Source organism: Limnobacter sp., assembly GCF_964228395.1.
Lineage (GTDB): Bacteria > Pseudomonadota > Gammaproteobacteria > Burkholderiales > Burkholderiaceae_B > Limnobacter.
The window spans coordinates 1-26,801 of record NZ_CAXQZX010000001.1; the positions used below are offsets into that span (position 1 = coordinate 1).

A 26,801-nucleotide genomic window follows, 5' to 3' on the forward strand; every position below is an offset into this window, starting at 1 on the left:
CTGCCCCCTTGGGGGGGGCACCGTTCATTCTTGGCACGGTCGGGCAGATTGTCCTGAAGGTCGCTGCAGGGGCATTGGTCCCTGCTGGCTTCTGGGCAAGCGAAGGGGCTGGGGTGGCACAGGCCGCGCAGGCCGATTCAGGGCAGCCCGCCCGGTTTGGCCCACACCGAGGGGCCGAGGCGTGTTTCCCGCCAAGCCCCGCTTGGCGGGAAACCGAATCGGATGCAATGGCGACATTTTCGCCTTGCATGCCCCCTCGGAAGGGACAAGAAGGGATACACGGGCTGATCCCAGGCCCAGCGACCTGTGCCACCCAGGCTCCAGCGCGGCCCCAATACGCTGCGCTAAATACAAGCAACGGGCCAATCCCATGCCCAGCGACCTGCGCTACCCCGAAACCAACACGCTGCGCAATAAAGATGCGCAAAGGGATATGGCCCCGGATCATCGCGCCCGCAAGGGCACCATCAACTCTCTGGCTGAAATTTTTTCAGGCTGAAATTTGTTCACGGGTACATCCAGCTCGTAGCCAATGGCCACGCCGCAGAGCAGCTTGTATTGCTTGGGGATGTCAAAGTGTTTGTCCAGTGGGCTGCGGAACAATCCCAGTGCACCTTGGGCGCAAGTGCCCAAGCCCGCGTTGGTGGCTGCCAGCATCAGGCTTTGAAGATAAATACCGGCGTCCAAGGCGCTGTAAATGCCCACGCCTTCGTGCACAAACACAAACACGGCTGCCGGGGCACCAAACATGCGAAAGTTTTCCGCCATGGCCTGATCACGGGCGTGCAGGTCGTTGCGGGCCACCCCCAGCACGCCATACAGGCCTTTGCCGCATTCAACGCGGCGGGGTTGCAGGTCTTTGGGGTAGTTCACCACCGGTTTGACATCGCCATCCGGGATGCCCTTGCTGCGGGTTAGCAAACCTTTGATTTGAGCCAGTTTGCCACCGCGTTGCAGTTTGATGGTCTCCTGAAAACGCGCATACAACTCCTGGCGCAGGCTTTCCAGCACCGGCCCGGTCGCCAGCGCCAGCCGATATGGGTGTGTGTTGGACCAGCTTGGTGACAGTGCAGCCTGTGAAAGTAGCTGATCCAAGACCTCGGTGGGCACGGGTTTGGGGTCGAAAGCGCGAACGCTGTGGCGCAGTTTCAAGGTATCTAAAAATTCCATTTTTTCTTTTGCTGTGTAATATTTGAGCGAGTTTAGAGTATTTATTACTAGCCAGCACCACCGGCTCCCCACTATGCTCTTAACTGACAATACAAAAAGTCACATAAGGGGACGACGAATGAACAATCCACACGTAGACGTACTGATCATTGGCGCTGGTTTGTCGGGCATTGGTGCAGCTTGCCACATCAAGCAGAATTGCAAAGGCAAAACCATCAAAATTTTGGAGCGCCGCAAAGCGATTGGCGGCACCTGGGATCTGTTCCGTTATCCCGGAATCCGTTCCGATTCCGACATGTTTACCCTGGGCTACAGCTTCAAACCCTGGAAGGGCGAGAAAGTGTTGGCCAACGGCACCGAGATTCGCAACTATGTGACTGAGGCCGCCAAAGAGTACGGTGTGACCAAGGACATCCAGTTTGGGCTCAAAGTTACCAGTGCAAACTGGGACAGTTCGGCCAATCAGTGGGTGGTTGAAGGTGTCATCGAAGAAACTGGCGAGCAGCAAACCTACACGGCCAATTTCTTGATGGGATGCACGGGTTACTACAACTACGACCAAGGCTACAGTCCAGAATTTCCCGGCATCAAAAACTTCAAGGGCACCGTGGTTCACCCGCAATTTTGGCCGGAAAAGCTGGATTACAGTGGCAAGCGCGTGGTGGTGATCGGCAGTGGCGCCACGGCCATCACCCTGGTGCCCGCCATGGCTGACCAGGCCGCCCATGTCACCATGCTGCAGCGTTCGCCGACCTACATCGCGTCGATTCCCTCGGTGGACCCGGTGTCGGTGGTGCTCAAAAAATTCATGCCAGACAGCCTGGTGTACAAATTGGGGCGGGCCCGCAATATTGCCTTGCAGCGCTTGATTTTCAAGCTGTCCAAGGAGCGCCCAAACGCAGTCAAGCGCCTGCTGTTGGGGGCCACCCGTGCGCGCATGGGCAAAAACTTTGACATGAAGCATTTCACCCCCTATTACAACCCCTGGGACCAGCGCCTGTGTGTGGTGCCCGATGGCGATCTGTTCAAAGTGCTCAAGAAGGGCAAAGCGAGTATCGTGACGGACCACATCGACACCTTCGTGAAAGACGGTATCCAGCTCAAGAGCGGTGATGTGTTGCAGGCCGACATCGTGGTAACGGCCACGGGCCTTGATTTGCAGATCCTCGGCGGCATGGGTCTGACCATAGATGGCGAGCCTTTGCACATCGGGGATGTGATGAGCTACAAGGGCGTGATGATGAGCAACATCCCCAACTTTGCCATGGTGTTTGGTTACACCAATGCTTCATGGACCTTAAAGGCAGACTTGGCCAGCGAGTTTGTTTGCCGCGTGATCAACCACATGGATGCCAAGGGCTACAACCGCGTGATGCCCAACGCCGAAGGCGTGAGCCCAGACGGTTCGCCCATGTTCGACCTGGACGCGGGCTACATGAAACGTGCCGCCGACAGGCTGCCCAAGCAGGGCCCGGTTGCGCCTTGGACCATCGAGAACAATTACCTGGCCGATCGCCCTCGTTTGAAAAAAGGCGAGATTGAAGACGGCGTGTTGGAGTTCAGTGTTGTAAAGACGGGTGCGGCCAGCAAAGCCAAGCCCAAGCGGGCCGAGAAAGCCGCCGCTTGAGGTGGTTGCCGCTTAAAACGGCGTGCCCATCAAACCACGAAAAACGCCCCGAAAGGCTTGCCGATTGGGGCGTTGTGCTTTTTGCGCTTGCCGCGCTTGGCTAAAAGCCACAGGCTCTTCCTGATCCACGGCGAAATTGCCGCCCAGCGGCACCTCCAGTGTGCTCACTTCAAAACTGTTCAGCGATGGGTTTAAGCCCAGCAGGTCAGTGCGTCCAATGGTGAACAGGGCCTTGCCCAGCGGAAAAGGGCCTTGCGCCTGCAATTGGTCAAACCGTGTTTCCACTGCCAGGTGAACATCGCCTTGCAGAAAGTGATCCATGGGGCTCATCACGTGAGGAAAACGCTCGGAGGCCTTTGCCTGCCCCGCCAACAACAGCCCCACCGCAAACAATGCTGCACAGCGCCACCGGCTTTGACGGGTTGTTAAACTAGGCATGACGGATCTCCTTCAAAGAGTGATCACTTCGGGTGATGCATTGCAAGTGACGGTCTCTGTGTTATAAATCGCCCGCAGACCCTTGTCCATCGGGTTTGTACTTCACTCTAAATAGGTATGCCCGTTTTGCCCCCTCAAAAAACCACAACAACGCTTGCTGAGCCGCCCTTGCCCTTTGCTTGGCGCAAAGTGGTGAATTTTGCCAACAACATGGCGCAGGCCAAGGTGGGCGATGCCATTGGGCGCAGCCCCAAACAGCAGCTCACCTGGATAGGATTGGCCGCTTTGCCGCTGCTGTTGCCTTTTGGTATCCCAGGCGTGGCCACCACGCTGGGTTACCTCACCTGCTTGTTGGGTTTGGGTTACGCGGCGGGCTTTGGTGTACCCATTCCCCGCTGGCTGGCTGAAAAGCGCCTGCCCCCCAGAGCGGCGGCGGTGTTGCATCGCATTTTGTATGCCTTCATTCGCAGGGTGGGGCGGCGCAGTCGTCCGCGCCTGTTCTTGATGAGTCACCGTCGTATGCGCCCCCTAAATGGCTTGATGCTGGCTTTTGCAGGCTTGACCATGGCAGCGCCCGTTCCATTTGCCAGCTTCGACAATGTGTTGCCCGCCGCAGCCATGGTGTGTATCACCTTTGGTTTGCGGGTGCGCGATGGCGCTTTGGTGTTGGCTGGTTACGGGTTTGCCGTGCTGGCGGCCCTGCTGGTGGTGGGTTTGTGGTGGGGCGGTTATGCGCTTTTTGTGTGGGCCATGCAGCAGCCGTGGGCAGCGCAGTGGTTGGGCTGGCTTTTTTCCTGAGCAGGGCGCACCCATGGCTTGCAAATTCCTGGCCTTAGTCCGATAGAATCAGGGAAACTTCTTGATTGGAGCGGCAATACACCATGACAACCAAACAAACGATTGATTTCTACTACGACCTCACCAGCCCGTACAGCTGGGTGGCCGCCGAGTTGATTGAAGACATTGCCGCCGCGGGCCGGCGCTCCGTTAACTACAAACCCACTCTGTTGGGCTTTGTCTTTAAGGCCACAGGCAATTCTGCCCCCATGATGAACCCGGCCAAAGGCAAGTATGCCGCGCGCGACTTTGCGCGCACCGCTCGGTTTCACGGCCTGAAAATCAATTGGCCCAAGCAGTTTCCCATCAATGCCACGGTGGGTTCGCGGGCCATTCTGAAATTAAAGTCCACCCAGCCCGAAAAGGTTGGCGAGTTCACCCGTGCATTGTTCCGCGCCTATTTTGTGGACCAGCAGGACATCACCACCGAAGAGGGTGTGAAGGCCGTTGCAGACGCCTTGGGTTTGGATGGGGCCGCACTGGCGGCGGCCAACAGCGACGAGGCCATCAAAGAACAAATGAAAGCCGCTGTGCAGGAGTCGGTGGACGTGGGCATGTTTGGCGCCCCCTACTTCGTGGTGGATGGTGAAGCCTTTTGGGGCCAAGACCGCATGGATCAACTGCGCCGCTGGGTGGTGGAGGGGCCTTTCTAAATGGCTGTTTTGCCCCACAACAACGTCAACACCCGCCCCGATTTTGCAGCCAATAGCCAGGCCATGCGGACCTTGGTTCAGGAGCTGCGCGAGCGCATGGCCGTGGTTGCCCAAGGCGGTGGTCAACAGGCCTGCGAACGCCACACAGCCCGCGGGAAGTTGTTGCCCCGCGAGCGGGTGGCTGGCTTGCTCGACCCGGGCTCCCCGTTTTTGGAACTCGCCCCGCTGGCCGCCTGGGGCATGTACGACAACGCTGCCCCAGGTGCTGGCGCCATTGCCGGCATAGGTCGGGTCAGTGGGGTGGACTGCATGATTGTGTGTAACGACGCCACGGTGAAAGGCGGCACCTACTACCCTTTGTCGGTTAAAAAACACCTGCGCGCCCAAGAGGTGGCGGCGGAAAACAACCTGCCTTGCATTTACTTGGTGGACTCGGGTGGGGCCAACCTGCCCAACCAAGATGAGGTGTTTCCCGATCGCGATCACTTTGGCCGAATCTTTTTTAACCAGGCCAACATGAGTGCGCAGGGAATTGCACAAATTGCGGTGGTCATGGGCAGTTGCACGGCGGGCGGTGCCTATGTGCCCGCCATGAGCGACGAGGCCATTATTGTTAAAAACCAGGCCACCATATTTTTGGGTGGTCCCCCCTTGGTGCAAGCTGCCACTGGCGAGAAGGTGAGCGCTGAAGAACTGGGGGGCGCCGATGTGCACACTCGCCTGTCGGGTGTGGCGGACCACTTGGCCGAAAACGACCAGCACGCGCTGGAAATTGCGCGCCGAATTGTGGCCAACCTGGGGCGGCCCGAGAAACGTTACCCCTGGGCGCTCACCGAGCCGCGCGAGCCTTTGTACAGCGCCGAAGAAATTTATGGCATTGTGCCCACCGACACCAAAAAGCCTTTCGATGTGCGCGACATCATCGCGCGCCTGGTCGATGGCAGCGAATTCGATGAATTCAAAGCCCGCTTTGGCACCACCTTGGTGTGTGGCTTTGCCCGCTTGTATGGCATGCCCGTGGGCATTGTGGCCAACAACGGCATTTTGTTTTCAGAGTCCGCCCAAAAAGGCGCGCACTTCATCGAATTGTGTTGCCAGCGCAAAATTCCCTTGGTGTTTTTGCAAAACATCACCGGTTTTATGGTGGGCAAAAAAGTCGAAAACGAGGGCATTGCTCGCCACGGCGCCAAAATGGTGATGGCCGTGGCTTGCGCCAAGGTGCCCAAGTTCACCGTGGTGATTGGTGGTTCGTTTGGCGCGGGCAATTACGGCATGTGTGGACGTGCTTACAGCCCTCGATTCATGTGGATGTGGCCCAATTCACGCATCAGCGTGATGGGGGGCGAGCAAGCTGCCGGTGTGCTGGCCACTGTAAAACGCAACCAGATTGAGGCCAAGGGCGGCAGTTGGAGCGCTCAGGAAGAAGCCGAGTTTAAGGCCCCCACACTGAAACAGTTCGACGAGCAAAGCCAACCCTACTATGCCACGGCGCGCCTCTGGGACGATGGCCTGATCGACCCGGCCGACACCCGTCGAGTGCTGGGCATGGCCATGTCGGCCAGTTTGAATGCCGACATCCCCGACACGCGCTTTGGCGTGTATCGCATGTAAAAAAAGCACCCACAGAGGGCAGGAGACAAACCCATGAGCGAACAAGAACAAGCAGTGCTGGAGACCCGCCAAGGCAACATTGCCTGGCTAACGCTTAACCGGCCGCATGTCAAAAACGCCATGAACGGCGAGATGATTGAGCAACTGGTCGAGGCGTTTGCACGCTTGGGCAACGACCCCGACACCCGAGCCATTGTGCTGGCTGCCAATGGCGATGCATTTTGCTCCGGGGCCGATTTGGGTTACATGATGAAAATGGCCCAACAAGCTGCGGCCAATCAACAAAGTGGCCACACCCTGACCAGCTTGTTCCGGGGCATTGCCGAATGCCCCCGCCCTGTGGTGGCCCGCGTGCATGGCTTGTGTTTTGCGGGCGCAACCGGCTTGGTCAGTGCTGCCGATATTGTGGTGGCCAGTCATAACGTCAAGTTTGGCTTGCCCGAGGTGAAGCGCGGCTTGATACCCGCCACCATCAGCCCGTTTGTGGTTCAAGCCATGGGCGTGCAGGCTGCGCGCCGCTACTTCATCACAGGTGAAACCTTCACCGCCGAGAAGGCCCACCAGTTGGGCATGGTGCATGAATTGACCACCCCGGAGACACTCGACAGCCGATTGGCGAGCATATTGACCGAGCTGGCCAGTTGCGCACCGCAGGCCATGGCCGAATGCAAAAAGCTGGTGAGGGACGTAAGCCGCATGGACATCACCGACGATGCAACCCATGCCGACGTGGCTGCCCGTTTGGCCGCAGTGCGGGCCAGTGCCGAGGCCGCCGAGGGCATGATGGCGTTTATGGAAAAACGCCCGCCAGCTTGGGCTCGCTAGGCTTATTGGCCCCCTTGAAGCCTGGCCTGTAGCTGGGCTTGCAAGCGCTGACGCAGCAATTGCCCGGGTTGTGGAGCTGCGTGTGGGGGTGGAATTGCTGGCCCTGCTGCTACGCCTGCATTGGGGTTGGCAGGCACTTGAGCCAGGTGTGCGAGTCGTTCAAGATTTTCTGGTCGATTCAGGTGAACATGGTTGAATCTTGAACGTATCTCGGGGCTTGCTGTATTTAAGGCATTGAGGAGTTGAGGCAGCTCCTTGTTAAATGCGCGGTTGACTGCCATGAGCGTGTCCCTGGAGCAGGCCACGGCCTTCAACTGGCCAAGGTTAAGCTGCTTGACCAAGTGGTTTGCCAGATCGGTGGTGGACAGCAGGTCAGACAGGTGGATCTCGGGCGCTGCGGCACCGGCCGAATTGGATTGCACGGATTGTGTGGATTGAATGGATGTCATGTGTGTGAATTGGGCTTAAAGACTTGAGTGGTCAAGCTGGCTGCCCAGTTCACAAATTCTTTTTTCAACAAGATAGAACTTATTTCGATGTTTCAAACCCTGCTGATCGCCAACCGAGGCGAAATTGCCCGCCGCATCAACCGCACCGCGCAAGCCATGGGTTTGCGCACCGTGGCGGTGTATTCGCAAGCCGATGCCAACGCCCTTCATGTGCGCGAATGCGATGAGGCGGTGTGTTTGGGCGAGCCTGCGGCCAGCGCCAGTTACCTCAACATCGCGAAAATCATTGAGGCCGCCCAACAAACCGGCGCGCAAGCCATTCACCCGGGGTACGGATTTTTGTCTGAAAACGCCGATTTTGCACAGGCCTGTGCCGATGCCGGGCTGGTGTTTGTCGGCCCCGGCGTGGATGCTATTCGCATCATGGGCAGCAAAAGCGAAGCCAAGGCCTGTGTGGCCAAAGCCGGGGTGCCGCTGATTCCTGGTTACTTCGGAGCAGACCAGTCCCTACCCACTTTGCAGCGGGAGGCCGATCGAATTGGTTATCCGCTCATGATCAAGGCCGTGGCTGGGGGCGGGGGCAAGGGCATTCGGGCCGTGCACAAGGCCGAAGATTTGCAATCGGCTTTGCAAAGTTGCCAGCGCGAGGCCGCCAATGCGTTTGGCGATGCCAGTGTGATGCTGGAAAAGCTGATCATCCAGCCTCGCCATGTGGAGGTGCAGGTATTTGCCGACACCCATGGCAATGTGGTGCATTTGTTTGAGCGCGACTGCTCGGCCCAGCGCCGCCATCAAAAGGTGATCGAGGAGGCGCCTGCCTGGGGGCTCTCCGATGAGCAGCGCCAGGCCCTGGGGGCCACAGCCGTGCAAGTGGCCCGTGCTGTCCATTACGTGGGGGCGGGCACGGTGGAGTTCTTGATGGACGCCAGCGGTGCCTTTTACTTCATGGAAATGAACACCCGCCTGCAGGTGGAACACCCGGTGACCGAGATGATCACCGGCTTTGACCTGGTGCAATGGCAATTGGACATTGCCGCAGGCAAACCCTTGCCGGCACAGCAATCCACCATTCACATTGATGGCCATGCCTTTGAAGCCCGCTTGTACGCAGAGAACCCCGAGCAAGGATTTTTACCAGCCATTGGGCAGGTGGCCCTGTGGGAGTCGCCCTCTGCGGTGGAGTTCACGGCATTTCAACACCGTGCAGGCAAGCGTGACACCGCAGGCCTAAGGCTGGATGGCGCAATGGCCTCGGGGCTGGAAGTTGCCCCCCACTACGACCCCATGGTGGGCAAGTTGATTGCCTGGGGGCCCAACCGTGACGTGGCCCTTAATCGCCTGGCTGAGGGGCTGGCACGCCTGCGCTGCGTGGGGGTTAAAAACAACCTGGCCTGGTTGCGTAGCCTGTGCCTGCACCCCGAGTTTGTGGCGGGGGGCTATGACACCGGGTTGATCGACCGCATGCAAAACCAAACCAAGGACCATGCACCCGCCATGCCCATAGATCAAACCACACTGCATGCCCTGGCAGGCCTGGCCCGCTGGGCGCAGGCCGTGGGGGGTAGCCAGGCAGGCAACCCCCTGGCGCAATTGGACGGGTTTCACCAAGCTGCCGCCCCCCTGCGGGTGGACCATTGGCAGTGGCATTCAAACGCGTTTAGCACGCGGACCCATGTGCGGGCCATGCCACAAGCCATGCGGGTCACCTTGCCGCAGGGGCAGCTTGAACTGCGTGTGCATTCTGCCACCCAAGCTCCATTGTTGCGCCTCACAGGCGAGGTGTTGCAAGGCCCACACGCCGGGGCGTGTTTCGATTTGATATGGCTGGCCGATCAACTGCATGTGCACGTGGGTAGTGAGCAGGCTGTGTTGGCCTGGCAAAACCCCGCCCACATCCAGGCAGACCAAGGCGAGGCAGGTCATGGGGTGGCCGCCCCCATGCCGGGCAAGGTGTTTGCCGTCTTTGTAGAGGTGGGTGAGTCGGTTAAAAAAGGTCAGCCATTGATTGGGCTGGAAGCCATGAAAATGGAGCACACGCTGACCTCTCCGCGCGATGGCGTGGTGCAGGCCATTCCGCACCCGGTGGGTGACCAGGTGTTGGAAGGCACCGAACTGATACACTTTGAAGAAGAACAATAAAACCCGGGCTAAATCATGAAATTACCAAGCCAAGTGACCTTGGTGGAAGTGGGGCCACGCGATGGCCTGCAAAACGAAAAGGTGCCCATTGCCACCGACACCAAGGTCGAGCTGTGCCGTCGATTGCTGGCTGCCGGGGTCGAGCGTCTGGAGGCGGCGGCTTTTGTGTCGCCCAAGTGGGTGCCGCAAATGGCCGATGGGGCGCAGGTGTTGGCCGGGCTGCGACAAACCGCCGAAGGCCAGGCCCCAAAAGTTGCCTATTCGGCTTTGGTGCCCAATATCAAAGGCATGGAAGCCGCCATCGAGGCGGGTGTTGATGAGGTGGTGGTGTTTACTGCCGCGTCCGAGGCGTTTACCCAAAAAAACATCAATTGCAGCATCGAGGAAAGCATCGAGCGATTTGCGCCAGTGGCGCAATTGGCCATGCAGCATCACATTCACTTGCGCGGTTCCATTTCTTGCGCCTTGGGTTGCCCCTACCAGGGCCCAGTGGCCACACAGGCTGCAGCCGAGGTGGCTTTGCGCTTGCAAAGCATCGGCGTGCAAGAGTTCGACGTGGCCGACACCATTGGTGTGGGTACAGCCGAGCAGGTCAAGCGTGTGTTTGAAGCCGTGGGCTATGCCGTGGGTTTAAACCGGGTGGCGGGGCATTTTCATGACACCTACGGGCAGGCGCTGACCAATATTTATGCCGCACTGCAACTGGGCGTGGCCACCTTCCACAGCTCTGTGGCTGGTTTGGGCGGCTGCCCGTATGCCAAGGGAGCCACTGGCAATGTGGCCACCGAAGACGTGGTGTATTTGTTGGAAGGTTTGGGCATACACACTGGCCTGAACATGGCCTTGTTGGTGCAAACCGGCGCTTGGGTGTCTGAGGCACTGGGCAAACCGTACCAAAGCCGCGCAGGCCGTGCGCAGTGGTTAAAGACACAAGTGAACTAAATCGACAAGGCCAAAGCCACAGCCAAGTAGCCCCTTGATTGCGCCAACAGGGCGTCGTCGGTGAGCCTGCTGCTTGCACTTATTGCGGTGCGGCCTCGCGCTGCCGCACCTTCGGAATGGTGAGGTACACCCCCACCCCCTTGCCTTCCAGGCCACTCTGCCAGTACAAATCCACCAAAATGGCCTTGGCTCGAATCTTCATGTGGGCCAGGCCTCGGCCCTGGTTCAATGGGTTCTTGGGCATGCCCACGCCGTTGTCGCAAATCGACAGCAACACCACATTGCGCTCCTCGCTCCAAGTCACTTTTAATTCAATGGTGCTGGCCTTGGCGTGTTTCAACGCGTTGGCAAACACTTCCTGCACAATGCGCAGCAAGTCAAACAGGTCACGCGAGGTGTAGCCTTCCAGCTTGGGAATGTCTTGCACCTGCCAATGCAGGGTAATACCGCTGGTTTTCAAGCGACGCTCATAGCGCCAGCGGAAGTTGCCCAGCAAGGCCAGCAGGTCGTCGCTTTGCGGGTCCAGGGAGTCGATGGCCATGCGCAGGTCGTCCAGGCAGTCTTGCAGCACATCGCGCATCTCCTCGGGTTGCAGGGTTCGCACTTCGCTCAAGTTCAGGGCCGACACCAGGCTGGAGCCCACGCCATCATGAATGTCTTGCATAATGCGGCGCCGCTCATCGTCTTTGGCGCGCTGTTGCTCCACCTTGCGCAGCAAATTGAATTGCCTGAACAGCTGCTGTTCCCGCTGTGCCAGTTCCGAGTTCAAAAACTCGTTGGACTGCGTGAGCTGGCCCATCATGTCCCTGAAACGCCCAAAAATAATCCATGCCCCGCAGATGAACAGCAATATGCCGGTGTATTGGGACAGCAACACCGATTCATTGGGCAGCATGCCAATCATGATGCTCAAATCCCGAATACTCAGCAGCACAAACAACAATGAGGTAAAGCCCAGCAGCATGCCCTCGCAGTCTTCCTGTTTCCAGGCGTAAACCAACAGCATCAGGTTAAGACACAACACCAGAGGCAACACAGGCAACAGCAAGGCAAAGGTGAATTGCAAAATGGTCTCACTGCCTGCGCCAAACGTCAGCAGGCTAACCACCAGGGCATAGGCCCAAAGTGCAGTGCGCATGGCACGCCATTCCAGGCGCATGTAGCGGATCAAAAACTGGCAATACAGGCAGGCAAACCAGGCGTGCAGGCTGTGCACGGTTTGGGCCCACAAGGCGTGGGGCAGGGGCGCCCAGTCTAAAAAATAACCAGTATTGCGAATGGCAAACACCATCACCGCCAGGCCCAAATACACCAGCCCTCGCTCAGCCGGGAATGCGCGCGAAAACACCAAGATCAACAAACCACTTCCAAATGCAACCAAGGTGGCCAGCATCGAGCCGGTGATTTGCCAGCGATATGCCGATTTGTGCAAAGGTTCAAGCAGCGTACTCTCGGCCAGCCACATCCGCCCCAAGCCACTGCGGTAGTTGTTGTAGCCCGCCACTTGCACCTGGATCAGGTTTTCTCCGGCATTAAGAAGCGAGGGCGAAAACTGAAACAAAAACGGCCGGTTCCAGTTGCGTGCCAATTCCCCATGCATGGCGCCTTCGCCCCCCACCCAGTGACCGTTGATGTACACATGCGCGTTCATCACAAGCCTGGGAATAAACAGCGCGTTGGGCAGCGGTCGATGGGGGTCGAGATTCACCCGGATGTTGTACCAGGCGTGCCCCTCAAAATCGGGTTTGCTTTGATCCCAAGAATCGGGGAGTGGCAATTGAAGGCGTTGTGGATTGGCCGCCATGTTCAGGGGCTTGGCACCCGTATTCTGGGTATAACTCACGTCAGCCTGGGTTAAAAAGTAAGCACTTTGCTTCAGTTGTTCGTTGCCCAAAACATGCAGCGGAGCGTGGAATGTGCCCATGGCCGCCAAAAACAGGGTCAAGGCACAAACAAACAGATACTTCCATTTAAAAAAACGGGGGGTTCTGGGCGATGGTGTGATCAAAGGTCGAGCAGCCCGAGCAAAGAAGCCTCATACACAGCCTCGGAGCGGCTGTGTACATGTAGTTTTTTGTAGATGCGCTTCACATGGGTGGCCACCGTGTGGCTGGAAATGCCCATTTGCTCTGCAATTTCTTGGGCAGTGTAGCCGCGGGCCACCTGTTGGATCACCATCAACTCCCGATCGGTGATGGACGATGATTTTTTTGCGGCGTGAACTTCGGCCGATTGCTCGGTGCGGGGTTGAGTGCTTTGAATGCGCCCCAGCAATTGCCTCGCAATCAGTGGGCTAATCGGTGACCCGCCGTTGGCCACTTCAAGAATATGGCCCTCCAACTCACTGCTGGACAGGTCCTTTAACAGGTAACCGCTGGCCCCAGCCTCCAGGCTTCTGACCACATGGTCTTCGTCGCCAAAGGCTGTGATCACCAGGGTCTCTGTTTCAGGCTTGTTTTTGCTCAGCCATTGAATAATCTGAATGCCGGAGGAATCGGGCAGCCCCAAGTCGATGAGCGCCACGTGGGGTTCGGTCATGAACAACAAAGAATAGGCGTCTTGCGCAGTGCTGGCTTGGCCCAGCAATTGCAAGCGTGCAGACCCCTTGATCACCTGGGTGAGGTGGTCCTGTGTGGTGGGGTCGTCTTCCACCAGAATCACACCGATGGGTGTGGCACCGAAGGCGTCTGGGTTGTTTGCGTTCATGCGTGCTCAGGCTTGCCGTGTTCTAGTGGCAAATGCAATACAAAACGCGTGCCTTCACCGGGACGGGAATCAATCGCCATGTGGGCGCCCAATTGTGCGGCGCGGTGTCGCAGGTTTTTCATGCCTTTGCCAAGGGTTGCACCTTGTAGGTCGAATCCTACCCCGTTATCTTCTATGTGCACACCCACATATTTTGGTCCCCTTAACACCGCCAGTGTCACTGCGGTGGCTTGTGAATGTTTCAAAATGTTAGCAAAGACCTCCTGCACAATGCGCAACACATGCAGCGCATTGCGCGGGTCGAGGTAATTCAACTCGGGCACATCCTCATCCACAGACCACAGCAGTGAAATACCGCTCGCTTTCAAGCTGTTGGCGATGCGATAGCGAAATGCACCCAACAAGGTGACCAAGTCGCCCTCAATCGGTTCCAGCGAGTCCATGTTCAATTGCAAGTCACGCAAACCGCTCTCCAGCAATTCCAAGGTGTTGGCTTTGTCAAATGCTGGCGATTGAATTTGATGGATGGCCGCCACCAGGTTGGCCCCCATGCCATCGTGCATGTCCGCCATCAAGCGGTGCCGCTCAGCCAGGCGAACTTTTTCCTGATCGATTTGCTTCATGTTGTCGTACTGGGCGGCCAGCTCGGCCTCCCTCTGCATCAGGCGGGTTTGCAGTGTTTCGTTAAACTCGTCAGATTCGCGCAGCAACCCGCTGTAGCGGTCGAGCAAAAAATAGCTCATGGCCAAAAACATCACAATCCCGATGTATTGGTTCAAAAAGTAGCCGTCAAAGTCGCTCACCCCGATCAAAAACATCAGGTCAAGAATGCTCAAACTCACAAAACACAACATACCAAACGCAAAAAAATGCGGGGCAAGCTGTTGCCGGGCATTTCCAAAACGCATCAGTCTTTGCACGCTCCAGGCGTACACCAGCAAGCCTACAAAACCGTAGTAGCTCACCAGGCGCAGGGCCCAGTTGGCATTGATGGCCAACAACACCGGGAAACTCAGGCTAAAAATCCACCACACCTTCCACACCCAGTGTTTGCGGTGGGTTTGGGTGTAAACCAGGATGAGCAATACCAAGGTGGAAGCAAACAACAGCAGCCCGCCCTGGGTAATACGCACCCACACCTCGTGAGGAAAGGGAGGGTTCACGGTGAGGAAGGCCAGGTTGCGCACCCCCCACAAAAAACACACCGCCGCCAACAACACCAAATTCAGATTGCGAGAGCGGCCCATGCCCAGCAGCATGGCCAGCACAATGCCCGCCCCCATCACAAAAGCTGTGCTTAGGTAGATCGAAGTGACCTGCACTTCATGGCGCACCCGCTGAGCCTTGCGAAGGTCCGCATCACGCCCCAGCCAGATGGTGGACAAACCCGCCAGATAGTCCGGGAAGGCAAACACCTGAATGGACACGGTGTTCTCGCCCATGCGAACCCGCCCAGGGCCCAGATTGACGATTTGTGGCCGGTTCCAGTTGCGTTCCAGTTGGTCTTTGTCCATGGGGCCAAAGTAACCGACGCGCTCGCCGTTTAAATACACCTCGCCGTTCATGGCCAGTCTGGGGATGTAAATGGATTCAACCGGAGAGGTTTGCGAGTACTGAAACTCAAACTCGTACCAAAAATACCCACCGGGTGTTTTAAGCCATTGGTCGATGCGGTTGGGCAGGGCCACCAGCGGCGCCGTGAGAAGGCCGTAAGGCGGGTACATCTGATACTGCTCGGCACGCAGCAGCCTGGCCTGGGTGACCTCGATGGCGTCTACGGCTTTGGGTTCGTCCTGTGAGATTTGCCAGCCTAAGAGGGTGGCCAACATCAAAGCCAGAAAGCCTGCCCCTGCGTACAGAGCAAACAGGCGCTGCCGCCAAGTTGCCCCTGCCCGCATGGTCACTGTGAGTCCCGAAGCGAGATGAGCCCCAAGGCGCTGGCCCGATGCACCGCCCCGGTTCGGGAGTTCACCGCCAGTTTGCGGTAAATGCGTTTAATGTAGGTGCTCACGGTGTTCACAGACACCCCGAGCAGTTCTGCAATTTCTGCCTGCATGAAGCCTTTGGCCACCATTTCGAGCACCTCCAGTTCACGCTCCGACAAAGCCGGGTACTTGCCGTCAAGCTCTGGTTTGGGTGGCAGGGGGGTGTTGAGCGCGTTGGTGGTTTGCCGAAAGCGCTTAAGCAGGCGTCGCGCAATCACAGGGCTGATGGGCGAGCCGCCGGCCCGCAGCTGCTTTAAGCGCTCCAGAATTTCTGCGGTGCGTGTGTCTTTGGTGAGGTAGCCTGTCGCTCCCGCTTCAATGCTGGATATGACATGGGACTCATCACCAAACACGGTCAGCACCATGCTCTCGCAGTTGGGCAGGTGTTGGTGAATGTGGGCAATCAGCTCCAGCCCACTGCCATCGGGCAGGCCCAGGTCCACCAGCACAACATCGGGGGAGGTGCTGGCCAGGGCGTGCAGGGCGTCTTGAAGGGTGCCTGCGCTGCCCAGCCAATGCAGTTCGTTGTGGGTTTCAATGGCCCGCTTCAGCGCCTGCTGGATTTGCTCGTCGTCGTCCACCACAAACACACGGATGGGGGCTGAGGTCGACGGGTCTTTGTCCGCGTTGTTCATTGGATCAATTGGTTCACTTCAATGATGGGCATCATCACGGCCAGCACGATCAACAGCACAATCAGGCCCATGACCAAAATTAGCACAGGTTCCATCAGGCTGGTCAACCACATGGCTTTGCGTTCCACCTCGGTGCGTTGTGAGTCGGAGGCCCGCTCCAGCATGGCCGCCAGTTGCCCAGTGGCCTCGCCGCTGGCCACCAGGTGCGTTAACACGGGGGGAAACAGGCCACTTTTGCCCATGGCCTTGCTCAGGGCACGGCCTTCTTTGACACGCTCTTGTACATCGACCATGGCCAGCCGCAGGGCGGTGTTGCCCAAAGTGCGGTTGGCCGCAGCCAGCGCTTTTAAGATGGGCACGCCGCTGCCCACCAAAATCGACAAGGTGGAGGCCAGCCTCGCAGTGTTCACTGCCCGAACAAAAGGCCCCAGCACCGGCACCCCAAGCACAGCCTCGTCAAACTTCAGCTTAAATGCCTTGTTTTGCAAAGCGCTTCGAAATGCATAGCTCGCGGCCACCAACGCCAGTGCCAACAACCAACCCCACGCTCTTAAAAAATCCGAAATGGCGATCATGACCACCGTGAGTGTGGGCAGCGCCTGGTTGGTGTTTTCGAACACCGACACCACCTGCGGCACCACGTAGGTGAGCAGCCCCACCACCACAAGCACGGCCACGACGGTCACAATGGCTGGGTAAATAAACGCAGCGCTCACCTTTTGCTGCAAGGCCTGGCGGGCCTCCAGTGCGTCGGCGAGTTTGGCCAGCACGCCACCCAGGTCGCCAGTGTTCTCGCCAGCAGCCACGGTGGCCACGTACATTTCTGGAAATGCCTTGGGGTAATGCCCCAGTGCTTGGGACAGGGGGGTGCCCGAGGTGACCTCGGAGCGGATGCTGTTGATCCGCTCTCTAATGAGCGGCTTTTCAGCCTGCTCCACCAGCGCCGCCAGCGCCTGAGCCAGAGCCAGGCGGGCTTGCAACAGGCTGGCCAGTTGGCGGGTAAACAGCACCACTTCACGGTGGCTAAGCTCGCGTTCAAATGCGCTGCGGCGCTTGCCCTGCTTGGCCTGACGGCTTACCTCCTCCACGGCAATGGGGGTCATGCCCTGCATGCGCAACTGGTTGCGTGCGGCCCGGGCTGAGTCGGCTTCCATCGAGCCCTTGGTGGTTTTGCCCTGCGCACTCAGCGCCTCATAGCGAAATACAGCCATGCCTGCTTGCCTTTTCCTTTAATCGCGGGTCACGCGCAGCAATTCTTCCAATGTGGTGTTGCCATTGTCCACCCAGCGTTGGCCGTCTTCGCGCATGGTTTTCATGCCCTTGGTCAGCGCCAGGTTGCGCATTTCGGCTTCAGACACCTCGTTGTGGATCATGGCGCGAATTTCGTCGTCCACGGTGAACAATTCGTACACCCCGGTGCGGCCCACATAACCGGTGTGGCCGCAGTGCTCGCAGCCTTGGGCATGCCAATGGGTGTGGCCTTGCTCGTCGCTTGTGCTGGTTTTGCAGTGGGGGCACAGGCGGCGCACCAAACGTTGGGCCAACACACCCAGCAAACTGGAACTCAACAAAAAAGGCTCCACCCCCATGTCCACCAGGCGCGTGACCGCGCTCACCGAATCGTTGGTGTGCAGTGTGGCCAACACCAGGTGACCGGTGAGCGAAGCCTGCACGGCAATTTGAGCGGTTTCAAGGTCGCGGATTTCACCAATCATGATCACATCGGGGTCTTGCCGCAAAATAGCCCGCAAGGCCTTGGCAAAGGTCATGTCAATTTTTGCGTTCACCGGGGTTTGGCTGATGCCGGGCAGGTCGTATTCCACCGGGTCTTCGACTGTCATCACATTGGTGGTGGACGCATCGATGCGTGACAATGCCGCATAGAGGGTGGTGGTTTTTCCAGAGCCTGTTGGGCCAGTCACCAACACAATGCCGTGCGGCATTTTGCACAAGCGGTCCATTTCGCGCAGGGTGTGGTCAGGCATGCCGAGGCGGCTTAGTTCAAGCCGCCCGGCTTCTTTGTCCAGCAAACGCAGCACGGCGCGTTCGCCATGGCCCGTGGGCAATGTAGACACACGCACATCCATCGGCTTGCCACCAATTCGCAGGGTGATGCGGCCATCCTGGGGCAGGCGTTTTTCTGCGATGTCCAGGCTGGCCATGATTTTGATTCGGGAAATCAAGGCGGAGTGCAACTCGCGGCGGGGCTGCAACACATCGCGCAGCGTGCCGTCCACCCGGAAGCGCACGGCAGAATGGGTCTCAAAGGCTTCAATGTGAATGTCAGAGGCGCCATCGCGGCTGGCTTGCGTCAGCAAGGCGTTGATCATGCGGATGATCGGGGCATCGTCCTCGGTTTCCAGCAGGTCTTCCACCGCGGGAATGTCCTGCAGCATCTGGGTCAAATCAAGGTCGCCCGCCACTTCGTCGGCCACAGCCGCTGCGCTGGTTTCTTGGTTGCTGTAGGCCTGGTTGATGGTTTTTTCCAGCAGACTGGCATCGTCGCAAAACACCCAGTCAATGCTGCAGGGGGCCACTCGCTGGGTTTCGATCAGCGCATGGCTGGGTGTTTTTGCACCAAAAGCCACCCGCCACTGCCCGGCATCAGCCTGTAGGCACAGCACTTGGTTTTGGCGCGCAAAACCGTAGTGCAAACGCCCGACGGTTTGCGGGTTAAATCGCAAATCGCTCAAGGCCTGGTCTCCCCGCTGCCTGCGTTGTTGCCCGAGCCAGCACCGGGCGCGCCTCCACCCTGGCTCGGCCGCGGCACCACCAGGATCCGGGTGCTGGGGGTGAGCTGAATGGCGCCTTCGCCTTGCATGGGTTGCATGGGCTGCATGGGTTGAATGCCACGAGGGTTGGCCGCATCGGCTGGGCGACGGGCGGGCAGCACAGGGGCTTGCATGTCGGGCAGGCCAAAACGCTGCTCGGGCTGAGTTTGTTGCTGCAGGCTGCGCATGTAGTCGTAGCGGTTGGTCACAATGCTTTGGGCCTGGTCTTCATTGCGCACCACCACGGGCCGCAAAAACACCATCAGGTTGGTTTTTTGGCGGCGGCGGTTGTCATAGCGGAAAAAACTGCCGAGCACGGGCACATCGCCCAGCCCGGGCACCTTCTCAACGCCCCCGGTTACGCGGTCTTCCACCAAGCCGCCCAGCACGATGATGTTCCCGGTTTCAACCAGCACATTGCTTTCAATGGAGCGTTTGTTGGTGATGATGCCCGACACATTGGTCGCATCCACCACACTGCTGACTTCCTGGAAAATGCCCAGCTTCACAATGCCACCCTCGGACACCTGCGGACGCACGCGCAAGGTCAGCCCCACATCTTGACGTTCAATGGTCTGGAAGGGGTTCACGGTGGCGCCATTGCCCCCAGTGTTGGTAAATTGCCCTGTGATGAAAGGCACGTTTTGACCGATCACAATTTTGGCCTCTTCATTGTCGAGGGTCAAAATATTGGGCGTCGATAAAATATTGGCATCGGCCTTGGTTTCCAATGCGCGGGCCAAAAAGCCCAGGTTGGAAATGGTGCCAACGCCGGGAATATTCACTTGTCCGTCGATGATCCCGATGTTCAAGCCACGGCCCACCGAGCCCAAATTGGCAGCGGCTCCCAAAATATTGCTGCCCGAGGTGGGCGCATTAAAGTTGGTGCCGCCAATCACCCTCGCGCCATCGGCGCTGGCGCCAGACAAGCCTTGGAATTGAATCCCAAACTCGGCGGCTTTGTCAGTCGACACCTCAACGATCAGGCTTTCAACAAAGACCTGCGCACGGCGCACATCCAGCTTCTCGATGATGGCTCGCAGGTTGCGGTACACCGGCTCGGGGGCGGTGATGATCAGCGAATTGGTGGAGGGGTCGGCTTGCACAATGCCCGAACTGCTCACGTCGGTCACGCCAGAAGCAGCACTGAGTTGGCCCGATGACGCACCCAAGCCGCCGCTGTTGCCCAGGCTTAAACCCGCGCTGCCATTGGTGATGTTGCGCGTGGCATTGTTGCTGGCGTCCCCGCCCAGGCCACCGGCCACACCGGTAGAACTGCTCAGGTTGCTCAAGCTGCTGTTGCTGGCTTCGGAAATGGGGCTGCTGGTCAACACCGCCTGCAAGGTTTTGGCCAGCTTCGCAGCTTCAGCATTTTTAAGGTAAACCACCCACACATTGCCGGGTTGCTTGGTGGGTTGGTCCAGGCGCTTGATCAAGGCTTTGGCAAGGTTGATTCTCGCCTTGCTGGGCGTGCGCAATAGCAGGCTGTTGGTGCGAGGGTCTGCCATCACGGTCAGCCTTTGGCCCGCATCCACCGCCGCACCCGTGCCGCGGTTGCCTTCATCGAGCATGCGGTTCAGGATGGCAGCCAGGTCAACCGCCAGCGCGTGCTCCAGGTTCACCACCTCCAGATCGCCAGAAGAGGGGCCATCTATTGTGGCAATGATTCTGGCGATGCGCTGCAGGTTGTCTGCGTAATCGGTGATCACCAAGGTATTGTTGTTGGGGTAGGCGGCAATGGTGTTGTTGGGGGCAATCAGCGGGCGAAGCACGGGCACCAGGGCGGTGGCCGACTCGTAATTCAACTGAAACACCTGGGTCACAATCGCCCCGCCAGCCTGGTCCATCGCACGGCGTGGGTCCACGTCGTTGGAGGCCTGCACCTTGGCATCGTTTTCGGGCACCACACGGGCCACGCCACCGCTTTCTACAATGGTGAAGCCTTGCAAGCGCAAAGCAGCCAGCAGCGCATTTTTGGCGTCTGCTGCGCTCAAGGGCTCTGGGGACACCAGCGAAATCGTGCCGCGCACCCTGGGGTCCACCACAAAGGTTTGGTTGGTGAATGAGCCAATCGCCCGCACCACCGCATCAATTTCGGCGTTCACAAAATTCAGGGCAAAGCGATCTTGCGCGCCGTTTTGCATGCGAGCGCTGCCTTGAAGGCTCAAGTTCTGGGCCTGGCCTGGCAAGGCCAAACCCACGCCAATCCCCAGCATGGCCAAACCAAGCCATTTGCAGCTTGCTCGCCCTAATCGTTCAGTGTTCAAAGTCACTGTTCCTTTTGTCTTGTTTTTAATCATCAAAATACACCCAGGCGGTATTTGTCGCCCTCACGTCGCCCCATTTGGCTTAACAAACCAGTCAGCGCTTCCCTGCTTCTTTCATCGGAACTGGCGTATCCACTGAACACAAAACGTTGCCCCGAGGACCAGTGGCCTTGCCCCTCCAGTTGAAGAGCGCCTTTGTTGGTGCGCAAGTCCAGGTTCACCTTTGTATCAGGATTTCCCGTCACTGTGATGACATATTCGCCCAGCGGGCGAATGCTGGCCAGCGCCGATTGAGCATCTTGCCACTGAATACGAAGGTTTACATCCTGTCCATTTTGCCAGCCCTGCCAGCGCACCTGCAGCAGCCCTTCCGGGCGAATGGTGTTAAAGGGTGCGCCCAAACCACCCAGCCAAGATGCGGGCAATCGCATTTCACCTTCGCCCACTGTAATACCGCCACTGCCCAAGCCCAGATGCAAAGGCCCCAACAATTTTGGATGAGCCAGCCGAACGCCAAACCACAGGCTTTGCTGGTTCACAAAAAAGTTCCACTTCAAAGGTTCGCCAATCGCATACACCCGCGCGCCATCTGACACACCCACCTGCATTTGCCCCGCCCACACGGTGCCTTGGCTGTTGAGCACCTGCACCTTGCCCCCGGTGGCTTGGGCCAGGCGGTCAGCCAAGGCGTACACCGGGTAATTCAGCAGCAACGCCAACAGGGCAACACCCAAGAGCGACAGCCAGGGGGCCCATTTCTTCATGGTTTGCTGGCCTGCTGGTTGGGCACCATGCTGACATAGCCAGACACAATACCGGCCTCATCTTTGCTCATTTCGGCTTGGGCAAGCGTCAGGCTGGAAATGCCTTCCACTTGCGCCAGCCAGGCCAGCCACCCGGTGGCCGACGTGCCCGTAAATTCCACCCGCATGTCGCCTTCCTCGGTGCGGCGCAAAGTGGCCTGCTCGGCAATGCCATGCTCTAGAAGCATTTGCTGAATGCGGGTGTCCAGGTCCTCGTTGCGCACCACCACACGCGAGCGCGTGCCACGCAAGGCTTCCAGGTCTTGGGCTGCGCGCATCACCAATGCGGCCTTGTCCACCAAAGCGGCTTGGTTTTCTGGCGCTTTTTGAACGGTGAGCCAAGCGGGCTCTAGCAGCACCAACCACAACACCAGCAGGCCTGCCACCAGGCCACCCCAGGTCACCAGCTTTCTTTCCCGTGGGTTCAGTTGGTCAAGCCGGTCGCGCAGGCTGTTGCCCAAAGCAAGGCGCTTGCTCATGATGCCCCCCGTTTTACTTGCAACACCGGCAACCTGGACTTCGCGCCAATCAGCCATTTCGCGTCCAGACGCCTGGCCTTCAGGCGCTGTAAGGCCTCTTCTTGTTGAATCTCGCTCACATTGGCGGTGAATCGAACACTCAGCGTGTTTTCTGCCCAAGCCAAGTCCACCATGCTGTTAAAAGGTGCGTCTTCCATGGCTTGCCCCACTTCATGAAGCAGGGCGGCCAGTCCGGTTGCATTGCTGGTGTTCATGCCTGAAGTAATGGTGCGTTTTTCGCGCTCAATCAAGAGCAGGGGGTCGGCCACCATCGGGGTGTTGGGCATGGCTTGTGCGTAGGTGTCTGCGATGGCTTGTTCAATGCTGTTGGCTGTGTGCGTGGCCTTGAATGCCAGCAGGTTGAGGCCCACCACAGCAACCGCCACCAGGGACAGTGCAGGGGCGAGTAGTTTTTTTACACCCGGGGTGGGTCCGCTGTTACGAACACCCATGCGGCGCATGTCATCTTGGCTGAGCAGCGCTTTGTTGGTGAGGCTGCGCAGCGGCGCGAGCCCTTTGGTTTCACCCACCTGCAATGCCCGGTGGTTTTCCAGCCCCAAGGGCTGCAAGCGGGCCATGCTTGCAGGGGTGCAACTCACACTGTTTTCGGGGCAGGTGGCCAATCGCTGCTCCAACAATACCTTGGCCACGGTGGTTTGCTGCAAGGGCAGCACCAAGGGCGTGTCTACGCCATCGACCATCAGTGCGTGCTCGCCGCTTACCCAAAGCACGCGCTCGGAGTGGCTGCTGCGCAAGGTTTCGCAAGACAAGCCCAGCAATTTGAGCCCATGCTGCCGGCAAAGGGCCACCACGCTGCGTGCCCGGTTTTTGGCCACCACCGCAGCCAATTGCGCGCCCTGTGAATGCCCGGGTATCAAGGGCCACAGGCTTACGTGGTTCTCTTCGGGCTCGTTCAGCAAAAAAGGCTCGACCAAGAAGGGCAGTGCCTCTTTGAGTTTGTTGCCCGACAGCTTGGGCGGTGTTACTGCAAACAAGCCGACCTCGGTGGGGTCCAGCAATACCAGGCAGGGCATGTCGGTGGGCAGACGGTTCAACGCCTCTTCGCCGCCGTGCAAACGGTCGCCATGCGCGGCATGCACCTCAAAGCGCAAGCGGGGCATTCGCCCTTCTTCTTCTGCGCGGGTCTGTTCACTGGCCTTGGGCCACCACAGCACCAGCGTTGCCTGGTTTTTGTTCAATTATTGTCTCCACAGCACGTAAACCCGTTGGTCCCTTCGTTCCAGCAGGGCCCGGGTACGAATAAGCGCCTCTTCAACCTGTGCGCTGCCTTCCACCAAGAAATAGCTGCTGGCCACGCCCACCATGTCACCGTTGACCGTGATGTTCGAATTCAAAGCGCTGCGCACATCTGCAATATTACGGAAACTCACGCGCTCGCGCTGCGAAAGCAAGCGTTGTGCGTCTCCAAAACTCAATTCATCGATGGCGGCATACAGCACCTCGGCAGTGGCTGTATTGGCATTCACGCCTGTGGGCTTGGGCAAAATCGCTACATAGGGGCGCAATTGGTTCCAGGTTTCTTCTGCAACGCCATACTTGCCCTGAAACTCTTCCCACCGCAAGGCTGGTTGCAAGCGGCTTGCGGTCTGTTCCTGGCCGCCCTCTGCGCTGGTGGGCGGGCTGTGCATTTGGGCAATCAACTGCGCAATCAACAGGCGCTGGTCGTTGGGCACACCCAGCAGTTCGCACAGTTTGGCAAAGGCCTCCAACCAATTGGCCTGGCGCGGGTTGTCTGCCCCAAGGTTGCGCAAGTTAAAGCGCCCCTGTGCATCCTCGATGCGGCCGGTCAATATCACCTCGCGGTCTTCAATCTCGGTGGCATTTTGGTCTTGTCGCATCAAACCTTCGTTCAGGCGGCTCTCGGCCAAGGGCACAGCCCAAGGCTCGGTCAGCGTATCGCTGGCCGACACCCGGGCATCTTCCCGCAAAATAACCCGGGCCCAATCCAGTCCACTGCGGCTGACCGCCTCAGCTTGGTCGCGGGCTGCCGACACCGCGATGGTTTTGGCGGTGGCAAACAGATTCCAAATCAGCGGGCTCACGGCCAATGTGCACAACACCACGATAAAAAGGGCCATCACCACAGCCGCGCCTTGTTGGTGGGGGCGCATCAGTACAGCCCTCCTGTCAGCAAAAGGCGGGTCAGGCTTTGCCCATTGCCTTGCGTAAGCGTCACTTCCACGGCCCGCACCAAGGCTTGCCCACCTCCATCCTCGTTTGACGGGTTGCCTCCCGGCGGTGTGGCCTCGCCCGAGGGCGGAGGGGCGCTGCCAGCACCTGGCCCGAGCAGTGGTTGCAGCGGGGTGCCCTGCAACTCTAGGTCTGTGGCTTGGGGCACTTGCGGGTTGCCGATGGCCACAGGCGCGCTCCAGCCGCCCGGCTCTCGCAGGGTACGCACAATCATGCCCGCCATGGCAATGGGCTCACTCTGTACAGCTTGCTCGGGATTTAAAGCACTGCGCGTGATTCGAATGAGTTGATTGTTCTGCCACACCCACTGCACCTGCTCCCGGTAAGCGGGTTCGCTCGTGTCCCTGCGTGTGGTTTGCAACAGCAGGCCATTGCCTGTGGTTTCTATAAAATCGCTGAAAGGGCCGGGCGGCTCGCCATTCAGGTTCAGTGCATCGAGGTCTTTGCGAAGCTGGCCAAACACGGCCTGAAGGGTTTGCATGCGCGCATCCACATCGCTCACTCGCTGGGCCGAACGCAGCACCTCTTCCAAGCCCCGCCACGACAACACCGAAATAACCGCCACAATGCCCAAGGCGATCAATACTTCCAGCAAGGTAAAGCCCGCATGGCGCTTGTTTTTGTTGGTCATGGCGCACTGCTCAAAAACACAACCAGCCGCGCCAGGTCGTTGCCGCCAGGGCCGCTCAGGGCCTCCCGCACCACGATTTCAACCCGCCTGAAATTGGGATTCGGCGTGTTGCTCACCGTGACCACGCACACCAACTGAAAGTTGGCCTGCGGGCATTGTTGGCTGGCTGTTTGGGCATTCGGATACAAGCCTGCCACTCGAATGTAATTGGCCACGTTGTTGGCGCTCCACTGCGCATACTGACGCTTGATCATTTCGTCTTGTTGCAGGTTCAAGTTGCCAGCGGCTTTCAGGCAGGCAATCAGCGCCACCGCAATGATGGTCATGGCCACCAAGGCTTCAATCAGGGTAAATCCACGGTGCGGGCGCCAGTGCCTTTGCATCAACTCATCCCGCCAGCCTGAGGCCTTTGCTGGGGTTTGCTCACCACAAACAAACCACTGGCCTGGCTTTGAAGCACCACCTGGGTTTGGTTGCGCTCCAGCACCACGGCCTGGCGAGCAAGGCCAGGGGTGCTTTGCAGGGTCAGGTATTGGTTGGCCGCTCCTTCATAAACCAGGCTTACTTTGAAAGGGCCGTTGTCCCAAGCGCGAGGCCTCAGCATGGGTTCCGTGCTCACCGGCACCCACCGGCTGCCAGTGAATTCCTGAAAGGCGTAGCCTTGGCTGTCAGCCACAAAACGAATGTCTTTGGATTTTAAAATCGACTCTTGTTGCGCGATGCGCAGCAGTTGGGACAACTTTTGCGCATCGGCCTGAAGGTAGGTGCCATCCCCAGGGGTGCCGCGCACCACGATGAGGCCAGCGGCGACCGACAGCACCACGATCACCACCAGCAGTTCAAATAGCGTAAAACCCCGCACGGTCTGCGAGGCCAAGCGTTTACAGGCTCCAGGAGCCAATGTCTGCATTCACACCCTCGCCACCGGCTTTGCCATCGGCACCAAAACTCATCACATCCACCTCACCATTCAAACCGGGGCTTAAATATTGGTAAGGTGTGCCCCACGGGTCGGTTGGCACCTTGGACAGGTAGCCACCTTGCTTGTAATTGCGTGGCTGTGGTTCGGTGGTCGGTTTTTCCACCAAGGCGGCCAGCCCTTGTTCTGTGGTGGGGTAGCGGCTGTTGTCCAAGCGGTAAAGATTCAGCGCTTGCATGATGGAAGCGATGTCTTGCTTGGCTGCAACGGCCCGCGCTTCGTCGGGGCGACCCATGATTTTTGGCACCACCAACGTGGCCAAAATGCCCAGAATCACCACAACAACCATGATCTCGATGAGGGTGAAGCCGCGCGGAGTGCGCTTTGAAAACGAAGAATTGAATTTCATATAAAAAAATGGCAAAGACGCAAAAGTATGACTGTCAGAGATTACACCCATTTGAAGGCGCAATCACCAAGCTGTGGGCGCAACTGCACAAGTTCGCACGTCAGTAAAGTTGGCACGGGTTGTCACGTAAACAGGGTCTTTCGTCAGTACATTTACAGGCTGATAATTTCACCATTGGCGGTGAACACCGCCGATAAACCTTTAATCATGGCTTAAACCGAGCGTCCTAACCGATGTTCGGTTTAAGCCATGCGT

General features: G+C 58.3%; 25 protein-coding genes. 7 read left to right on the forward strand and 18 right to left on the reverse strand.

Annotation, left to right across the window (positions count from 1 at the left end; genetic code table 11):
- Window positions 1-444: 444 nt before the first annotated feature.
- Complete coding sequence (locus tag ACEQU8_RS00005; RefSeq protein ID WP_370260589.1) at window positions 445-1,170, reverse strand: nitroreductase; 726 nt, start codon at window positions 1,168-1,170, stop codon at window positions 445-447.
- Between the two features lie 118 nt (window positions 1,171-1,288).
- On the opposite strand from ACEQU8_RS00005, the gene ACEQU8_RS00010 reads away from it, so the two are divergent.
- Window positions 1,289-2,797, forward strand: a complete 1,509-nt coding sequence (locus tag ACEQU8_RS00010) for a flavin-containing monooxygenase (protein ID WP_370260591.1) — start codon at window positions 1,289-1,291, stop codon at window positions 2,795-2,797.
- A 12-nt stretch (window positions 2,798-2,809) separates the two neighbouring features.
- Here ACEQU8_RS00010 and ACEQU8_RS00015 read toward each other — a convergent pair whose 3' ends face one another.
- On the reverse strand, window positions 2,810-3,235 hold the full coding sequence (locus tag ACEQU8_RS00015; protein ID WP_370260593.1) for a hypothetical protein: 426 nt from the start codon (window positions 3,233-3,235) through the stop codon (window positions 2,810-2,812).
- A gap of 192 nt (window positions 3,236-3,427) precedes the next feature.
- Here ACEQU8_RS00015 and ACEQU8_RS00020 point away from each other — a divergent pair, with 192 nt between their 5' ends.
- The 4 genes from ACEQU8_RS00020 to ACEQU8_RS00035 all read left to right on the forward strand — a co-directional run bounded on the left by ACEQU8_RS00020 (window position 3,428) and on the right by ACEQU8_RS00035 (window position 7,161).
- Window positions 3,428-4,033 (forward strand): exopolysaccharide biosynthesis protein, encoded by a 606-nt coding sequence (locus ACEQU8_RS00020; RefSeq protein ID WP_370260595.1) that lies wholly within the window; start codon window positions 3,428-3,430, stop codon window positions 4,031-4,033.
- 83 nt (window positions 4,034-4,116) lie between these two features.
- Window positions 4,117-4,725, forward strand: a complete 609-nt coding sequence (locus ACEQU8_RS00025) for a 2-hydroxychromene-2-carboxylate isomerase (protein ID WP_370260596.1) — start codon at window positions 4,117-4,119, stop codon at window positions 4,723-4,725.
- Window positions 4,726-6,336 (forward strand): carboxyl transferase domain-containing protein, encoded by a 1,611-nt coding sequence (locus tag ACEQU8_RS00030; RefSeq protein ID WP_370260597.1) that lies wholly within the window; start codon window positions 4,726-4,728, stop codon window positions 6,334-6,336.
- A gap of 33 nt (window positions 6,337-6,369) precedes the next feature.
- Entirely contained in the window at window positions 6,370-7,161 is a 792-nt protein-coding gene (locus ACEQU8_RS00035; protein ID WP_370260598.1) for an enoyl-CoA hydratase-related protein, read from the forward strand.
- A 2-nt stretch (window positions 7,162-7,163) separates the two neighbouring features.
- Here the strand turns inward: ACEQU8_RS00035 and ACEQU8_RS00040 are convergent, their stop codons facing one another.
- The gene (locus tag ACEQU8_RS00040) at window positions 7,164-7,610 is read right to left on the reverse strand and encodes a hypothetical protein (RefSeq protein ID WP_370260599.1); all 447 of its coding nucleotides are present in this window, start codon (window positions 7,608-7,610) and stop codon (window positions 7,164-7,166) included.
- A gap of 87 nt (window positions 7,611-7,697) precedes the next feature.
- Here ACEQU8_RS00040 and ACEQU8_RS00045 point away from each other — a divergent pair, with 87 nt between their 5' ends.
- Both ACEQU8_RS00045 and ACEQU8_RS00050 read left to right on the forward strand, forming a co-directional pair.
- Window positions 7,698-9,749, forward strand: a complete 2,052-nt coding sequence (locus ACEQU8_RS00045; RefSeq protein WP_370260601.1) for a biotin carboxylase N-terminal domain-containing protein — start codon at window positions 7,698-7,700, stop codon at window positions 9,747-9,749.
- Window positions 9,750-9,764: 15 nt separating this feature from the next.
- Window positions 9,765-10,691 (forward strand): hydroxymethylglutaryl-CoA lyase, encoded by a 927-nt coding sequence (locus tag ACEQU8_RS00050; protein ID WP_370260602.1) that lies wholly within the window; start codon window positions 9,765-9,767, stop codon window positions 10,689-10,691.
- Between the two features lie 79 nt (window positions 10,692-10,770).
- Here the strand turns inward: ACEQU8_RS00050 and ACEQU8_RS00055 are convergent, their stop codons facing one another.
- The 15 genes from ACEQU8_RS00055 to gspG all read right to left on the reverse strand — a co-directional run bounded on the left by ACEQU8_RS00055 (window position 10,771) and on the right by gspG (window position 26,546).
- The gene (locus ACEQU8_RS00055; RefSeq protein ID WP_370260603.1) at window positions 10,771-12,636 is read right to left on the reverse strand and encodes an ATP-binding protein; all 1,866 of its coding nucleotides are present in this window, start codon (window positions 12,634-12,636) and stop codon (window positions 10,771-10,773) included.
- A gap of 59 nt (window positions 12,637-12,695) precedes the next feature.
- Entirely contained in the window at window positions 12,696-13,397 is a 702-nt protein-coding gene (locus tag ACEQU8_RS00060) for a response regulator (protein ID WP_370260605.1), read from the reverse strand.
- Entirely contained in the window at window positions 13,394-15,226 is a 1,833-nt protein-coding gene (locus tag ACEQU8_RS00065) for an ATP-binding protein (protein WP_372521221.1), read from the reverse strand. Before ACEQU8_RS00065 ends, ACEQU8_RS00060 begins: the two co-directional genes overlap by 4 nt.
- A gap of 71 nt (window positions 15,227-15,297) precedes the next feature.
- On the reverse strand, window positions 15,298-16,017 hold the full coding sequence (locus ACEQU8_RS00070; RefSeq protein ID WP_370260607.1) for a response regulator: 720 nt from the start codon (window positions 16,015-16,017) through the stop codon (window positions 15,298-15,300).
- Window positions 16,014-17,228: a type II secretion system inner membrane protein GspF gene (gene gspF / locus ACEQU8_RS00075; protein ID WP_370260608.1), complete on the reverse strand. Its 1,215-nt coding sequence runs from the start codon at window positions 17,226-17,228 to the stop codon at window positions 16,014-16,016. The genes ACEQU8_RS00070 and gspF overlap by 4 nt, the downstream gene beginning before the upstream one ends.
- An 18-nt stretch (window positions 17,229-17,246) precedes the next feature.
- Window positions 17,247-18,710, reverse strand: coding sequence for a type II secretion system ATPase GspE (gene gspE / locus ACEQU8_RS00080; RefSeq protein WP_370260610.1), 1,464 nt, complete (start codon window positions 18,708-18,710; stop codon window positions 17,247-17,249).
- On the reverse strand, window positions 18,707-21,061 hold the full coding sequence (gene gspD, locus ACEQU8_RS00085) for a type II secretion system secretin GspD (protein WP_370260611.1): 2,355 nt from the start codon (window positions 21,059-21,061) through the stop codon (window positions 18,707-18,709). The genes gspE and gspD overlap by 4 nt, the downstream gene beginning before the upstream one ends.
- A 26-nt stretch (window positions 21,062-21,087) precedes the next feature.
- Entirely contained in the window at window positions 21,088-21,819 is a 732-nt protein-coding gene (gspN, locus tag ACEQU8_RS00090; RefSeq protein ID WP_370260612.1) for a type II secretion system protein N, read from the reverse strand.
- Complete coding sequence (gene gspM, locus ACEQU8_RS00095) at window positions 21,816-22,337, reverse strand: type II secretion system protein GspM (protein WP_370260614.1); 522 nt, start codon at window positions 22,335-22,337, stop codon at window positions 21,816-21,818. The genes gspN and gspM overlap by 4 nt, the downstream gene beginning before the upstream one ends.
- A complete protein-coding gene (gspL, locus tag ACEQU8_RS00100) occupies window positions 22,334-23,575 on the reverse strand; it encodes a type II secretion system protein GspL (protein ID WP_370260615.1) in 1,242 nt (413 codons plus the stop codon). Before gspL ends, gspM begins: the two co-directional genes overlap by 4 nt.
- On the reverse strand, window positions 23,576-24,508 hold the full coding sequence (gene gspK, locus ACEQU8_RS00105) for a type II secretion system minor pseudopilin GspK (RefSeq protein ID WP_370260617.1): 933 nt from the start codon (window positions 24,506-24,508) through the stop codon (window positions 23,576-23,578).
- Complete coding sequence (locus ACEQU8_RS00110; RefSeq protein ID WP_370260619.1) at window positions 24,508-25,218, reverse strand: type II secretion system protein J; 711 nt, start codon at window positions 25,216-25,218, stop codon at window positions 24,508-24,510. The genes gspK and ACEQU8_RS00110 overlap by 1 nt, the downstream gene beginning before the upstream one ends.
- Window positions 25,215-25,601 (reverse strand): type II secretion system minor pseudopilin GspI, encoded by a 387-nt coding sequence (gene gspI / locus ACEQU8_RS00115; protein ID WP_370260620.1) that lies wholly within the window; start codon window positions 25,599-25,601, stop codon window positions 25,215-25,217. Before gspI ends, ACEQU8_RS00110 begins: the two co-directional genes overlap by 4 nt.
- Window positions 25,601-26,128, reverse strand: a complete 528-nt coding sequence (locus ACEQU8_RS00120) for a prepilin-type N-terminal cleavage/methylation domain-containing protein (protein WP_370260621.1) — start codon at window positions 26,126-26,128, stop codon at window positions 25,601-25,603. The genes gspI and ACEQU8_RS00120 overlap by 1 nt, the downstream gene beginning before the upstream one ends.
- Window positions 26,100-26,546, reverse strand: a complete 447-nt coding sequence (gene gspG / locus ACEQU8_RS00125) for a type II secretion system major pseudopilin GspG (RefSeq protein ID WP_370260622.1) — start codon at window positions 26,544-26,546, stop codon at window positions 26,100-26,102. Before gspG ends, ACEQU8_RS00120 begins: the two co-directional genes overlap by 29 nt.
- Window positions 26,547-26,801 lie beyond the last annotated feature (255 nt).

Excerpts from the sequence above, each read along its gene's own strand:
- ACEQU8_RS00120 (WP_370260621.1), bottom strand. The coding sequence starts at position 26,128 with ATGCAGACATTGGCTCCTGGAGCCTGTAAACGCTTGGCCTCGCAGACC.
- ACEQU8_RS00060 (WP_370260605.1), bottom strand. The coding sequence starts at position 13,397 with ATGAACGCAAACAACCCAGACGCCTTCGGTGCCACACCCATCGGTGTG.
- ACEQU8_RS00035 (WP_370260598.1), top strand. The coding sequence starts at position 6,370 with ATGAGCGAACAAGAACAAGCAGTGCTGGAGACCCGCCAAGGCAACATT.
- gspG (WP_370260622.1), bottom strand. The coding sequence starts at position 26,546 with ATGAAATTCAATTCTTCGTTTTCAAAGCGCACTCCGCGCGGCTTCACC.
- ACEQU8_RS00045 (WP_370260601.1), top strand. The coding sequence starts at position 7,698 with ATGTTTCAAACCCTGCTGATCGCCAACCGAGGCGAAATTGCCCGCCGC.
- gspN (WP_370260612.1), bottom strand. The coding sequence starts at position 21,819 with ATGAAGAAATGGGCCCCCTGGCTGTCGCTCTTGGGTGTTGCCCTGTTG.
- ACEQU8_RS00005 (WP_370260589.1), bottom strand. The coding sequence starts at position 1,170 with ATGGAATTTTTAGATACCTTGAAACTGCGCCACAGCGTTCGCGCTTTC.
- ACEQU8_RS00110 (WP_370260619.1), bottom strand. The coding sequence starts at position 25,218 with ATGACCAACAAAAACAAGCGCCATGCGGGCTTTACCTTGCTGGAAGTA.
- gspM (WP_370260614.1), bottom strand. The coding sequence starts at position 22,337 with ATGAGCAAGCGCCTTGCTTTGGGCAACAGCCTGCGCGACCGGCTTGAC.
- gspK (WP_370260617.1), bottom strand. The coding sequence starts at position 24,508 with ATGCGCCCCCACCAACAAGGCGCGGCTGTGGTGATGGCCCTTTTTATC.
- ACEQU8_RS00040 (WP_370260599.1), bottom strand. The coding sequence starts at position 7,610 with ATGACATCCATTCAATCCACACAATCCGTGCAATCCAATTCGGCCGGT.
- ACEQU8_RS00030 (WP_370260597.1), top strand. The coding sequence starts at position 4,726 with ATGGCTGTTTTGCCCCACAACAACGTCAACACCCGCCCCGATTTTGCA.
- ACEQU8_RS00010 (WP_370260591.1), top strand. The coding sequence starts at position 1,289 with ATGAACAATCCACACGTAGACGTACTGATCATTGGCGCTGGTTTGTCG.
- ACEQU8_RS00070 (WP_370260607.1), bottom strand. The coding sequence starts at position 16,017 with ATGAACAACGCGGACAAAGACCCGTCGACCTCAGCCCCCATCCGTGTG.
- ACEQU8_RS00015 (WP_370260593.1), bottom strand. The coding sequence starts at position 3,235 with ATGCCTAGTTTAACAACCCGTCAAAGCCGGTGGCGCTGTGCAGCATTG.
- gspF (WP_370260608.1), bottom strand. The coding sequence starts at position 17,228 with ATGGCTGTATTTCGCTATGAGGCGCTGAGTGCGCAGGGCAAAACCACC.
- ACEQU8_RS00025 (WP_370260596.1), top strand. The coding sequence starts at position 4,117 with ATGACAACCAAACAAACGATTGATTTCTACTACGACCTCACCAGCCCG.
- gspI (WP_370260620.1), bottom strand. The coding sequence starts at position 25,601 with ATGCAAAGGCACTGGCGCCCGCACCGTGGATTTACCCTGATTGAAGCC.
- ACEQU8_RS00050 (WP_370260602.1), top strand. The coding sequence starts at position 9,765 with ATGAAATTACCAAGCCAAGTGACCTTGGTGGAAGTGGGGCCACGCGAT.
- ACEQU8_RS00065 (WP_372521221.1), bottom strand. The coding sequence starts at position 15,226 with ATGTTGGCCACCCTCTTAGGCTGGCAAATCTCACAGGACGAACCCAAA.